General features: G+C 71.2%; 11 protein-coding genes, 2 tRNA genes and 2 pseudogenes. 11 read left to right on the top strand and 4 right to left on the bottom strand.

What is annotated here, in order from left to right; genetic code table 11:
• The first annotated feature begins 249 nt into the window (after positions 1–249).
• From V5F53_RS12650 to V5F53_RS12640, 3 genes and pseudogenes are all read left to right on the top strand, one after another.
• Positions 250–1,172, top strand: a pseudogene (locus V5F53_RS12650) (extracellular solute-binding protein).
• A gap of 14 nt (positions 1,173–1,186) precedes the next feature.
• Positions 1,187–1,978 carry a molybdate ABC transporter permease subunit gene (locus tag V5F53_RS12645; RefSeq protein ID WP_393997791.1) on the top strand — a complete coding sequence of 264 codons (792 nt, stop codon included), beginning with the start codon at positions 1,187–1,189 and terminating at the stop codon, positions 1,976–1,978.
• Positions 1,975–2,429 (top strand): annotated as a pseudogene (locus tag V5F53_RS12640) (ATP-binding cassette domain-containing protein); the annotation flags it as partial. The gene V5F53_RS12645 and the pseudogene V5F53_RS12640, both read left to right, overlap by 4 nt.
• Before the next feature lie 216 nt (positions 2,430–2,645).
• Here V5F53_RS12640 and V5F53_RS12635 read toward each other — a convergent pair.
• Positions 2,646–3,743 carry a class I SAM-dependent methyltransferase gene (locus tag V5F53_RS12635; protein WP_393997790.1) on the bottom strand — a complete coding sequence of 366 codons (1,098 nt, stop codon included), beginning with the start codon at positions 3,741–3,743 and terminating at the stop codon, positions 2,646–2,648.
• Positions 3,740–4,552 (bottom strand): prolipoprotein diacylglyceryl transferase, encoded by an 813-nt coding sequence (lgt, locus tag V5F53_RS12630; RefSeq protein WP_393997789.1) that lies wholly within the window; start codon positions 4,550–4,552, stop codon positions 3,740–3,742. Before lgt ends, V5F53_RS12635 begins: the two co-directional genes overlap by 4 nt.
• A 241-nt stretch (positions 4,553–4,793) precedes the next feature.
• Between lgt and V5F53_RS12625 the strand changes: the two genes are divergently transcribed.
• The 4 genes from V5F53_RS12625 (at position 4,794) to V5F53_RS12610 (ending at position 7,689) form a co-directional block, all read left to right on the top strand.
• The gene (locus V5F53_RS12625; RefSeq protein WP_393997788.1) at positions 4,794–5,120 is read left to right on the top strand and encodes an accessory factor UbiK family protein; all 327 of its coding nucleotides are present in this window, start codon (positions 4,794–4,796) and stop codon (positions 5,118–5,120) included.
• 348 nt (positions 5,121–5,468) lie between these two features.
• Positions 5,469–5,969: a type III secretion system chaperone family protein gene (locus tag V5F53_RS12620; protein ID WP_393997787.1), complete on the top strand. Its 501-nt coding sequence runs from the start codon at positions 5,469–5,471 to the stop codon at positions 5,967–5,969.
• Between the two features lie 111 nt (positions 5,970–6,080).
• Positions 6,081–6,917, top strand: a complete 837-nt coding sequence (proC, locus tag V5F53_RS12615; RefSeq protein ID WP_393997786.1) for a pyrroline-5-carboxylate reductase — start codon at positions 6,081–6,083, stop codon at positions 6,915–6,917.
• 91 nt (positions 6,918–7,008) lie between these two features.
• Positions 7,009–7,689: a TetR/AcrR family transcriptional regulator gene (locus V5F53_RS12610; RefSeq protein ID WP_393997785.1), complete on the top strand. Its 681-nt coding sequence runs from the start codon at positions 7,009–7,011 to the stop codon at positions 7,687–7,689.
• 16 nt (positions 7,690–7,705) lie between these two features.
• Here V5F53_RS12610 and cmk read toward each other — a convergent pair whose 3' ends face one another.
• Positions 7,706–8,332 (bottom strand): (d)CMP kinase, encoded by a 627-nt coding sequence (gene cmk, locus V5F53_RS12605; protein WP_393997784.1) that lies wholly within the window; start codon positions 8,330–8,332, stop codon positions 7,706–7,708.
• A 7-nt stretch (positions 8,333–8,339) separates the two neighbouring features.
• A complete protein-coding gene (gene aroA / locus V5F53_RS12600; protein WP_393997783.1) occupies positions 8,340–9,725 on the bottom strand; it encodes a 3-phosphoshikimate 1-carboxyvinyltransferase in 1,386 nt (461 codons plus the stop codon).
• Between the two features lie 218 nt (positions 9,726–9,943).
• On the opposite strand from aroA, the gene V5F53_RS12595 reads away from it, so the two are divergent.
• The 4 genes from V5F53_RS12595 to V5F53_RS12580 all read left to right on the top strand — a co-directional run bounded on the left by V5F53_RS12595 (position 9,944) and on the right by V5F53_RS12580 (position 12,274).
• On the top strand, positions 9,944–10,339 hold the full coding sequence (locus tag V5F53_RS12595; RefSeq protein ID WP_393997802.1) for a TIGR02300 family protein: 396 nt from the start codon (positions 9,944–9,946) through the stop codon (positions 10,337–10,339).
• Between the two features lie 142 nt (positions 10,340–10,481).
• Positions 10,482–10,557 (top strand) — tRNA-Ala (locus tag V5F53_RS12590).
• A 375-nt stretch (positions 10,558–10,932) separates the two neighbouring features.
• Positions 10,933–11,008, top strand: a tRNA-Ala gene (locus tag V5F53_RS12585).
• Positions 11,009–11,299: 291 nt separating this feature from the next.
• Complete coding sequence (locus V5F53_RS12580) at positions 11,300–12,274, top strand: KpsF/GutQ family sugar-phosphate isomerase (RefSeq protein WP_393997782.1); 975 nt, start codon at positions 11,300–11,302, stop codon at positions 12,272–12,274.
• The last annotated feature ends 21 nt before the right edge of the window (positions 12,275–12,295 follow it).

The raw sequence follows: 12,295 nt of genomic DNA, 5'->3' as shown, positions 1-12,295 counted from the left end.
GCCGTCTTGAGCCTGCGCCACATGGCCACAGCCCGCAACCCGGCGCGCCTGACGCAGCGTCCCGCAGCGCCTGCGACCGCTCGTGGCTGCCCGTGACCCCCCTGCAGGCCCCTCCGGCTTCCCTCGGTGCCGCCGACGCGGGTCGCCCGCTTGCTGAAAGCTATATCCATGTGGATATAGTAAGTGCCTGGACACCGGCGCGCGGCATCGCCCGCCGCCGGGGCGTGGCCGGATCCCCGGCCACCGGCCATGGGCGGGGGAACTGGCATGCGGATCGTGGCGCTGGCGTTGGGCCTGTTGGTGCTGGGGATGACGGGTGTGCGGGCGGCGGAGCCGGTGCGCGTGGCCTATGCCGGCTCCATGGGCGTGGTGATGGATCGTGCCATCGGCCCCGCCTTCACCGCCCAGACGGGAGCGCCGGTGCAGGGCATCGGCCAGGGTGCCTACGGCCTGGCACGGCTTGTCGCCGGCGGCCAGATCCAGGCCGACGTGTTCGTGTCCATCACCCCCGGGCCCATCGAGATCCTCAGGGCGGCGGGGCTGGTGGATGGCGCGGTGCCGGTGGCGAGCACGGCGATGGTCATCGTCTACAACGCCAGCGGCCCCAACGCAGCGGCGTTCGAGGCGGCGCGGGCGGGCCAGGCCGAATGGTGGAAGGTGCTGGAGAATCCGGCGGTGAAGTTCGGCCGCACCGATCCCGCCACCGACCCGCAGGCCAGAACATCATTTTCACCTTCCTGCTGGCGCAGCGCTACTACAACCAGCCCGACCTGATGGGCAAGGTGCTCGGCGGCGTCTACAACGACCAGCAGATCTTCGCTGAGGGCTCGGCCATGACGCGCCTGGAGGCCGGGCAGGTGGACGCCACCTCCGGCTATCAGAGCGCGGCGGTCTCCGCCAAGCTGCCGTTCCTCACCCTGCCGGACGAGATCAACCTCTCCAACCCCGCGTTCGCGGCCTCCTGGTACGACACGGTGAGCTTCGATCTGCCGGGCAAGGACGGCAAGCCGCAGGTGGTGAAACCCCAGCCGATGGTGTTTTACGCCGCGGTGCTGAAAAATGCGCCCAATCCCGCCGGGGCGGCGGCCTTCCTGGCTTTCCTCAACAGCCCCGAAGGCCAGAAGCTGTTCTCCGACAATGGCTATGGTCCGCCCAAGGGGGACAGGATCTGAGCGGCGCGCGCGCTGTGTCGCTCGAAACCGGCTTTGCCGGCTCCCGCCTGCTTGGTGCCGTGGCGGTGTTCGCGGCGCTGGTGCTGGCGCTGATGGTGGCGCCCTTCGCCACGCTTGCCACGGCCACCGACTGGTCCAGCTTCCAGCCCGCCGATGGCGACTGGGACGCCATCGGCGTATCGCTGGGCTATGGCGCCGTCTCGCTCGCCATCATCGTGGTGCTGGGCACGCCGCTCGCCTGGTGGCTGGCGCGCAGCCGGTTTCGCGGCAAGTGGATTGCCGACGTGCTGCTGTTGCTGCCGCTGCTGTCGCCGCCGCTGGCGCTCGGCATCCTGCTGGCCTCGTTCTATGGCCCCTATGGTCCGGCCGGCGGGCTGCTGCAGCGGGCCGGGCTGGTGCTCACCAACAATCCGCCGGCCTTCATCCTGGCCACCTGCTATGGCGCGGGGCCCTATTATGTCATCGCCGCCCGCGCCGCCTTCGAAAGCGTGCCGCTGGAGCTGGAACAGGTGGGCCTCACCCTCGGCCGGGGGCCGCTGGCGCTGCTGTGGCGGGTCACGCTGCCGCTGGCCGCGCCGGGTCTCCTGATGGGACTGGCGGTGGCCTGGGTGCGGGCGGTGGGCGAATTCGGCATCGTGCTGGTGGTGGCCTACTTCCCGCAGGGCATGCCGGTGAAGCTGTGGGTGAACCTGCAGGACCTTGGCTTGCAGGCGGTCTATCCGCTGCTGTGGGCGTTCTTCCTGCTGGCCATGCCGGTGCCGCTGCTGATGCGTGTCTTCACCCGGCGTTGGGAGGGCCCGGCATGAACATCACCTGCCGCTCCGACCATCCGGTGCCCCTCGACGTGGCGTTCGAGGTGCGGGGCCTCACCGTGCTGCTGGGCCGCTCCGGCGAGGGCAAGACCACGCTGCTGAAGGCCCTGGCCGGCCTCCTTCCCGCCAGCGGCCAGCCGTTCGATGGCCTGCCGCCCCAGGCCCGGCCCATCGGCTACGTGCCGCAGGGGCTCTGCCTGTTTCCGCACCTGAGCACCTGGCAGAACGTGGCCTTCTCCCTCGATGGCCCGGCGCGCCAGGCGAAGGCGCTGGCCCTGCTGGAGCGTTCGGACTCGCCGGACTTGCCGAGCGGCGGCCGCGGCAAGTGTCCGGCGGCCAGCAGCAGCGGGTTGCGCTGGCCCGGGCGCTGGCGCGCGAACCCGACCTGCTGCTGCTCGACGAGCCCACCTCGGCGCTCGATCCGGTCACCCGCGACGAGGTGATGGCGGAGCTTGTGGCCATCAGCCGCGCCGATCGCCCGGCCATCCTCGCCTCCACCCACGACCGCCAGATGGCGCTGGCCGCCGATCATCTGGTGATTCTCTCCAAGGGGCGGGTGGTGCAGCAGGGGCCGCCGGCGACGCTGCTGACCCAGCCGGCGAACGCCGAGGTGGCCGGGCTGCTGGGGCTCAAGGCCGCGGCGGCCGGAGGCGCGCCGGGGTCAGCCACGCGCGGCCTCCTCCGGGGCGAAGGCGGGGGGCGTGCCTACGGCCGGGGCGGCAAGCGCAAGCACCTTGAACAGCGCACCCATCTGTCCATCGCCGGTTCCCGCCAGCCGCAGCGCGGCGCCGGCGATGGCGTCCTCGCCATCGGGGCCGGCGTCCGCCATCAGCCGCTCGGCGCGGGCGCCGAGGCCAAGGCGCAGCAGGAATTCGCCCTGCGGCACCGGGCCGAAGGCGGCGGCGCCCTGGCCTGCCGCCATGCGGGCGAGGGCGGCGAAGTCCACATGGGCGGTGAGGTCGGCCGCGCCCGGCGCCGCAAGAGGATCGGCGAAGGCATGGCCGGACAGGGCCTGCAGCGTGTCGCCGAAGCCGCCGGCATGGCCATAGTCCACCACCAGGGCGGCGCCGCCCCCGGCGGCAAGGTGGCGGGCGAGGGCCAGCGCCGGGCCGCTTTCCATGCGTTCGAGAACCGCTCCCTCCGGCGCCGGCCCGCGCGGCGCGAACGCCGCCGCCAGCGGCGAGGGGCGTGGATCGAGCCCGAACACCAGCCGCCCGTCGGCGTCGAGGCCGACGCGGCGCTCATGCCAGCCATCGGCGGCTCGCACGTACTGGTCGACCGGCAGGGCATCGAAGAACTCGTTGGCCAGCACGATGGCCGGTCCCGGCGGCAGGTCCTCCACCCGGTCATGCCATTGCACGGCCCGGTCGGCGAGGGCGCGGCGCTGGGCGGTGCGCAGCACCGGGCTCGTTTCCACCAGATGCACCTGGGCCGCCGCGCCGAAGGCGGGCGCCACCCGTGCCGCGCGCAGCGCGTCGGCCATCAGCGTGCCGCGTCCGGGGCCCAGCTCCGCCAGCACGAAGCGGGGCGGGGCGCCCATCTGCTGCCAGGTCGCCACCGCCCACAGGCCCAGCAGCTCGCCGAACATCTGGCTGATCTCGGGCGCGGTGGTGAAGTCGCCGCCGGCGCCCAGCGGATCGCGGGTGATGTAGTAGCCGTGGCGGGGATGGCCGAGGCACAATGCCATGTAGCGGCTCACCGGCATTGGCCCCTCGGCGGCGATGAGGGCGCGGATCTCCGCCGCCAGCGCCGTGCTCACGCCACCCGCCCGCGCTTCCAGGCGTAGGCGACCAGCGCCGCCCCGGCCAGCACCAGCGGCACCGACAGCCACATGCCCATGGTGGTGCCGAAGGCGAGGTAGCCGAGCTGCACGTCCGGCTCGCGGAAGAACTCGCCGACGATGCGGCCGCAGCCGTAGCCCATGCCGAACAGGCCGGCGGCGAGGCCCGGGCGCCTGAAGGCACCCAGGCGCACCGCCACCATCATGACGATGAACAGCGCCACCCCCTCCAGGCCGGCCTCGTAGAGCTGGCTGGGGTGGCGCGCTACGCCGCCGCCGTTGGGGAACACCACCGCCCATGGCACGTCGGCCGGCCGGCCCCACAGCTCGGAATTGATGAAGTTGGCGATGCGGCCGAACAGCAGGCCGAGCGGCGCCACCGCGCCGGCCACGTCGAGCATGGAGAGAATGGCGATGCCCCGCGCACGGGCGAACAGGACGAGCGCCAGCAGCGTGCCCGCCAGCCCGCCGTGGAACGACATGCCGCCCTTCCACACGGCGATGATGTCGGCCGGATGGGCGGCGAAATGCGGCAGGTTGTAGAACAGCACGTAGCCGATGCGCCCGCCCAGGATGACGCCGAGGGTGGCCCAGAACAGGGCGTCGTCGAGATCCTGCGGCTGCATGGGCGAGGTGCCGCCCCACAGACGCGGGCTGGCCACCAGCCGGCGGCCGAGCAGCCAGCCGAGCACCAGGCCGGCGATATAGGCCAGCGCATACCAGCGGATGGCCAGGGGGCCGATTTCCACCAGGACCGGGTCGATGGCGGGGAAGGGCAGGGCGAGCATTCCGTGGGTTCCTGAACTGGCGCGCCGGGGCCGCGGGCGGGGCGCATCTGGCGCGGGCCGGGCGGTCGCGTCAAGGACGCGCGCCGGTACCGTACCGGCGACGGGGCGCCGCTGGCGCGGGCCTTGCGTCGGCGGCGCGCTCTCGCCATGTTCTGCGCAGATCGATGCGCCGCCGCATCCGCGCTCGCCGGCGCGCCGGCGCCTCGCCGCCGCTGAGCGCGCATCGCCGCAGGAGACCGCCATGACCCAGACCACCGGCCGCTTTTTCGACGAGATGGCCCGCCTCGTGAACGATGCCGCGGGAGTGGCGCAGGGCGTGCGCCGCGAGGCCGAGACGGTGATGCGCTCCCAGATCGAGCGCCTGTTGCGCGACATGGACTTGGTGAAGCGCGAGGAACTGGAGGCGGTGAAGGATCTGGCGGTGGCCGCCCGCGAGGAGAACGAACGCCTTGAGGCACGCATCGGCGCCCTTGAGGCCCGGCTTGCGGCGGCCGGAGCGCCGGCCCCGGCGGGCGAGACGCCGGCTCAGCCCTATGACGAGAGCTTTGGCGGCGGCCACGTTTCCTGATTCGGCATATTTTGTGTGCATGCCTCCGGGGTGCACACAATCCGTCGTGGCGATGCCATGTTTACCCGCGATATACTGATTTTCGTGGCGATTCGGAGCCGGTTCGTCGTATCGCGGGCGTACGACGGGGCGTAGCCTCGCCTGGCGCACTCACCTTGGGCGAGCCCCGGGAGGGCAGGCCCGGATGGGGTGCGTCTCCGAGAGGACCGTCTGGACACTGCAGGTCTGGATGGTATGTGTCCCACGGCACGCGGTGCCGCGCATGCCCAAGGCTTGGTCGCCCCGGCGGCGTCGCGCCCCTGCCGTGTTCGACTTATCTCCGCGTCCCTCACTCCGAGAGGTCGAGGCATGTCACTCATCGACATCGAAGCCGAAGCGCCGGCGAACCCCGTGGATCTGGTGGAGCAGCTTGCGGCTGTCCACGACTGGTCCTTCGAGCGCTCCGACGAGGACGAGATCACCCTCTCGCTCGCCAGCCGCTGGACCGACTGCCATCTGTCGTTCCAATGGATGGATGAGCTGGAGGCGTTGCACGTCGCCTGCGCGTTCGACTTCAAGGTGCCCGATGGCCGCCGCACGGAAGTGCTGAAGCTGCTGGCCATGATCAACGAGCAGATGTGGCTCGGCCATTTCGACATCTGGTCCCAGGAAGGCGTGATCATGTTCCGCCACGCCCTGGTGCTGGCGGGCGGCGCGACCGCCTCCGATCGCCAGTGCGAGGCCATCGTCGATGCCGCGCTCGACGCGGTGGAGCGCTATTTTCCGGCATTCCAGTTCGTGGTGTGGGCCGGCAAGACTGCCCGCGAGGCCATGGATACCGCCTTGTTCGACACGGTCGGCGAGGCCTGACGCCGGACCGGTTCAAGCGCGTGCGGGTTTCCCCCCGCGCGCGGCTGGCTTAAAGCAGGCATCGAAGGGGGCCGCCGCGCCGGTGGCGGCCACCCGCGATGCGAGGCGATCATGAGCGACGTGGTGTTGAAGGACCTGCCCGGCCCTGTGGTGCTGCTGGGCGCGGGGAAGATGGGCGGGGCCATGCTGGATGGCTGGCTGAAGCTCGGCCTGCCGCCCCACCTCGCGGTGGTGATCGATCCGCATCTTCCGGAAGCCGTCGGCGCCGCCCTCAAGGCGCGGGGCATCCGCGTCAATCCCCCGGCCCATCTGGTGGCGTCCCCGGCGGTGCTGCTGCTGGCGGTGAAGCCGCAGGTGGCGCCGGTCGCGGTGCCGCAGGTGGCGCCGCTGGCCGGCCCCGGCACGCTGGTGGTCTCGGTCATGGCCGGCCGCACCCTGTCCTTCCTCGCCGACCATTTCCCCGAGGGCACGCCGCTGGTGCGCGCCATTCCCAATACGCCGGCGGCCATCGGCCGTGGCGTCAGCGTCGCCGTGCCGAGCGCCAGCGTGTCCGCCGCCGGCCGCGCGCTGGCGGATGCGCTGCTGGGCGCCATCGGCAGTGTCGAGTGGGTGGAGGACGAGGCCCTGATGGATGCCGCCACCGCCGTTTCAGGCTCCGGGCCGGCCTATGTCTTCCTGCTGGCGGAGGTGCTGGCGGAGGCGGGGCGCGTCGCCGGCCTGCCGGCGGACCTGTCGGCCCGCATCGCCCGCGCCACCGTCGCCGGGTCCGGGGCGCTGCTGGATGATTCCGACCTGCCGGCCGCCACGCTGCGCCAGAATGTCACCTCTCCCGGGGGCACCACGGCGGCCGCCCTTGCCGTTCTCATGCATGAGGCCCGCGGCTTCGGCCCGCTGATGGAAGACGCGGTTGCGGCGGCCACCCGTCGCGGCAAGGAACTGGCGGGCTGAGGCGCGCCGGCCAGGGCGTCCGGCCGGCATTGGCGCCCAGGGGGCCGGGGCGGCACGGATCGGGATGCAGGAACGAGCCAAGGAGCGAGCGATGACGTCGGAGACCACCCGCGAAGCCTGCCTGCGCAGCTTCCTGGAGCTTCTTGCCACCCGCCCGCCGTGGCGCATCGACCTTGCCGACGTGGCGGCGGCGAGTGGCGTGTCGCTGTCGCAGATGCGCGCGTCCTATGCTGGCATCGACGATCTGCTCGCCGAATTCTTCCGCGCCACCGACCGCCATGTGCTGGCCGAGGGCGGCCCGGACGCGGACGATTTCGCCGGGGAGGGGCCGAGGGAGCGCGTGTTCGAGGTGCTGATGCGCCGGCTCGATGCCCTGGAGCCCCATCGCGACGCGGTCCGCAGCCTCATGGCGGGCGCGCGGCGCCATCCGCTGCTGGGGCTGAAGCTGCTGCGGCTCTCCGCCGGGTCGCAGCGCTGGATGCTGGCGGCGGCAGGCATCGGCTGCACCGGCCTGTCGGGCGCGGTGCGGGCCAAGGGGCTGGCCGTTCTGTTCGCGCGAGTGGTCGAGGTGTGGCTCGATGACGCGGAGCCGGGCCTGTCGCGGACCATGGCCGCTCTCGACCGCGAGCTGACGCAGGCCGGAAAGCTGCTGGACGTGCTCGACGACCTGGCCTTCATCGCGGTGCCCTGGCGCAAGCGGCGCCGGTCGGCGAGCGAGGCGCCGACGGGGGCGACCGCCGCCGAGGATCAGCCGGCGCCGGCGGGTTCCTGAACCGGCGCGCCTGCGTTCACGCGCGCTGGAGCTGGCCTTCCACCAGCCGGAGCGCCGCCTGGAACGCGTCTTCGATGCCGAGGCCGCTGGTGTCGAGCAGCACCGCGTCGTCGGCCTTGGTGAGCGGTGCCGAGGCCCGGCTCGAATCGCGGCTGTCGCGCTTGCGGATGTCGGCCAGCACCTCGGCGTAGGTCACGCTCTCGCCGCGCCTGAGCAATTCCTTGTATCGCCGTTCCGCCCGCACCTCCGGCGCGGCGGTGACGAACAGCTTGGCGGGCGCGTCGGGGCAGATGACCGTGCCGATGTCGCGGCCGTCCAACACCGCGCCGCCCGGCTGCGCGGCGAAGCGCCGCTGCAGGTCGAGCAACGCGGCGCGCACCTGCGGCACCGCCGCCACGCGGGAGGCGGCTTCCCCCACCTGGGCGCTGCGCAGGGCGTCGGCGTCGAGCGCCGCCAGGTCGAGCGTCGCCGCGATCCGGGCGGCGGCGGCATCGTCGCCGAGGACATCGGCGCTCAGGCAGGCGGCGCCCACGGCCCGATAGAGCAGGCCGGTGTCGATGTGCGGCAAGCCGAAATGCGCCGCAAGCCGGCGGGCGAGGGTGCCCTTGCCGGACGCGGCCGGCCCGTCGATGGCGATGATCATCGGCGACTCAGTCGATCTGCGCGCCGAGCGCGCGCATCATGGGCAGGAAGGTGGGGAACGACGTGGCGATGAACGAGATGTCGTCCACCGCGACGCCGTCGTCGCTGGCAAGGCCCAGCACCAGGAAGGCCATGGCGATGCGGTGGTCCATGTGGGTCTTCACCGGCCCGCCGCCGGTGACGCCGGCGGCGCCGGACACGATGAGGTCATCGCCCTCCACCCGGTGGGCGATGCCGCAGGCGGCCAGCCCATCGGCCACGGCGGCGAGCCGGTCGCTCTCCTTCACCCGCAGCTCGGCGAGCCCGCGCATGACGGTGTCGCCCTCCGCGAAGGCGGCGGCCACGGCCAGGATGGGATATTCATCGATCATCGCCGGGGCCCGCTCGGGCGGCACCTCCACGCCGACGAGGCGGGAATGGCGCACGCGCAGGCTGGCCACCGTCTCCCCGCCCTCGCTGCGGGCGTCGAGCACGGCAATGTCGGCGCCCATCTCCTGGAGGGTGGTGATGAGGCCGGTACGCAGCGGGTTCAGCATGAGGTCGGTCAGCACCACCTCGGACCCCGGCACCAGCAGCGCCGCCACCAGCGGGAAGGCGGCGGAGGACGGGTCCGCCGGCACGTCCACCGGTGCCGCCTTCAGCCGCGGGTGTCCCTGCAAGGTGATGCGGCGGCCGGCGGCGCCATGCGGCTCCACCACCACGTCGGCGCCGAAATGGGCGAGCATGCGCTCGGTGTGGTCGCGGGTCGCCTCGCGCTCCACCACCACCGTGGCGCCATCAGCGCCGAGGCCGGCCAGCAGCACCGCCGATTTCACCTGGGCCGAGGGAACGGGGGTCTCATAGGTGGCGGCGGCGAGGCGGGAGGAGCCCTTGAGGGTGAGCGGCAGGCGACCGCCCTCGGCGAGCGCGACCACCTCCACCCCCATCGCCAGGAGGGGGTCGAGCACGCGCTTCATGGGCCGGCGGCGCAGGCTGGCGTCGCCGTCGAAGGTCGCGGTGATGTCCTGGCCCGCCACCGCCCCCATCATCAGCCGCACGCCGGTGCCGGAATTGCCGAAGTCCAGGGGCGCGGCGGGGGTGGAGAGGCCGCGTGGCCCGACCCCGTCCACCACCCATTCGCCCGGGCCGAGCCGCTCCACGGTGGCGCCGAGGGCGCGGCAGGCGGCGGCGGTGTTCAGGACGTCCTCGCCCTCGAGCAGGCCGGTGATCCGGGTGCGCCCTTCCGCGAACAGGCCGAAGATGAGGGCGCGGTGGGACACCGACTTGTCGCCCGGCACCCGCACCGTGCCGCCGAGCGGGGGCGAGCGGCGCGCCGTGGCGGGCTGGGCCGGACCGCTCCCGTGGGCGCCGCCGGCGGCTGGGGGGGAGAAGGGGGAAACGGGAGCACTGGACATGTTCGATCGGGCCTCGGGCGAGGGGACGCCGCCGGCGTGGGGCGCCGCGCCATTCTTGTCTTATCGGGCGCGCGACCGTGTAACACAGCCGTTCGGCCTGTGCCACGCGCGCTCTGGGGGCGGCCGGGCGTGTTGGGCCGCAAGATTGAGCCTTGACACCAATCGTTCAAACCTTCAATGGAGCACGCTCTGTTACAGCCCTACCGAGGAACTTTGCCGTGGCGAAGCCTGAACTCGGCACCAAGCGCGTCTGTCCTGTCACGGGGCGCAAATTCTACGACCTGAACAAGGATCCGGTGGTTTCTCCGTTTACGGGCGAAACCTATCCCCGGTCCTATTTCGAGCCCGTCGCCCGTGCCAGCGCCAGCCGTGTGGAGGATGCCGCCGCCGCCGATGATCAAGACGGCGAGGAAACCGCCGCCGAGGTGATCAGCCTGGAGGAGGCCGACGAGGAAGCCTCCGGCACCGCCAAGGCCGGCGTGGCCGATGATGCGGATATCGACGAGGATATCGAGGCCGGAGATGAAGACGCCTTCCTTGAGGAAGACGAGGACGACGGCGACGACGTGACCGGCCTCATCAACGAAGGTCGCGAAGACGACGAAGAGGCTTGAAGTCCACCGCGGCCTGTGCTTTAAGGCCGCTCTCGCTCGGCGAACATGAGTCGCCGAGCTCCCGCCGCGGGGCTTCCCCGCGTGCGACGAAGCAGAAACCGGATCGGTTTCAGATGCTTCTCGCATGCACCCGCGGCCCGGTGGGGCCATAGCTCAGTTGGGAGAGCGCTTGAATGGCATTCAAGAGGTCGGCGGTTCGATTCCGCCTGGCTCCACCAAATTTCTGATCCGCCCCAGGCGGATCGCTCTTCCGGCATCCCAAACTCATTCGGCCTGAAAAGTCCCCGTCCGTGCGTCGCCATCCTGATGCGGCGGAACGCGGTTCCTGACATGCGCCCTTCGTCTCGCCACGTGCGAGGGGGCCTTGCCTGTCTGCCAGTGCCGATCTGCCGGCGCGCCACCCGGTCCGGGCCACCCTTCGTCGATCCCCCCCCTGCGCGCTGGGCGTCGGTGCGCGCGCCATCTCTCTGCGCCCTGATCCTCTGTCCACAGGCTTGCGGTCTGGTTGTGGATATGTCCTGCATTTGGCGATGAGCGGGTTTTGTCGGGGTTGCCATCCCAAATCACCTATGGCAATTACCGGCCTCCCCTGAGGGGCCATAGCTCAGTTGGGAGAGCGCTTGAATGGCATTCAAGAGGTCGGCGGTTCGATTCCGCCTGGCTCCACCAGTTCCCGGTCAGGGCTCCGTTGATTGAGCCAAGCTGCCGATCAGCACTGACCGTTTCATTGACTGACAGTTCCATTGCATGAAGCGCGCACGTATGGGCGATCGTCGCATCGGTCGGCGATGCATGCGCGCCGGACCGTCATGGCTGGCGATGGCGCTGGCCGTGGATGTCGGTTGTGGCGGCGGCGCCCTTGAACGGCAAGGAACAGCAACGTAGAACACCGGGCGATCGATCCGCCGATTGTCCGGTGCCGTTCGATTGTACCGGCATCCGCATCACTTCGAGGTTTGCATGACATCGGCCCTGGAATCTATTCGAAATACGGTGAACCGGACTTTCGACGGTGTCAGGGCGTTTTCGGACAAGATCGATACCGACCCGGAGTTCGCGACAAACCTGGCGCGCGCGGTCGAACTGATCGGCAACCACACCGGCCGGGTGATCCTGACCGGCATTGGCAAGAGCGGACATATCGGCCGCAAGATCGCGGCGACCATGGCCTCCACCGGGACGCCGGCCTATTTCGTCCACCCCACCGAGGCCAGCCACGGCGACCTCGGCATGATCGGGCCGCAGGACGTCATCATCTGCCTGTCCTGGTCGGGGGAGACCCTCGAGCTCGGCAACATCCTGGCCTATGCCAAGCGGTTCCGGGTGCCGCTGATCTCGGTGACCTCCAACGGCGCCAGCCTGCTCGCCCGCAACGCCACGGTGCCGCTCAACCTGCCCAAGGTGCTGGAGGCCTGCCCGCACAATCTGGCGCCGACCACCTCGACCATGCTCCAGCTTCTGGTCGGCGATGCCCTCGCCATCGCGCTGCTGGAGCGTCGCGGCTTCTCGGCCACCGATTTCAAGGTCTTCCATCCCGGCGGCAAGCTCGGCGCGCAGCTGGTGCTGGTGGATGAGATCGCCCACGGCGCCGACAACATGCCCATCGTGCCGGTGGGCACCGCCATGGGCGATGTGGTGGTCATCATGTCGGCCAAGGGCTTCGGCGTGGTGGGGGTGGTGGACGTCACCGGCCGGCTGGTCGGCATCGTTACCGATGGCGACCTGCGCCGCCACATGCGCGCCGACCTGATGCTGTGGCCGGTGGAAGACGTGATGTCCCGCGCGCCGCGCGCGGTCGACGGCAAGACCATGGCCAGCGACGCGCTGCGGATGATGGAGACCGAGAATATCACCGTGCTGTTCGTGGTGGACGGCGCCGGCCGGCCGGTGGGCGTGCTGCACGTGCTCGATCTGCTGCGGGTGGGGGTCGCCTAGGTTCGCTGGAACGGTCCCCCG

The sequence above is a fragment of the Xanthobacter cornucopiae genome, from assembly GCF_043195065.2.
Classification (GTDB): domain Bacteria; phylum Pseudomonadota; class Alphaproteobacteria; order Rhizobiales; family Xanthobacteraceae; genus Xanthobacter.
Note: the sequence above shows the minus strand (reverse complement) of the source record. Positions and strands in the feature narration are given on the sequence as shown.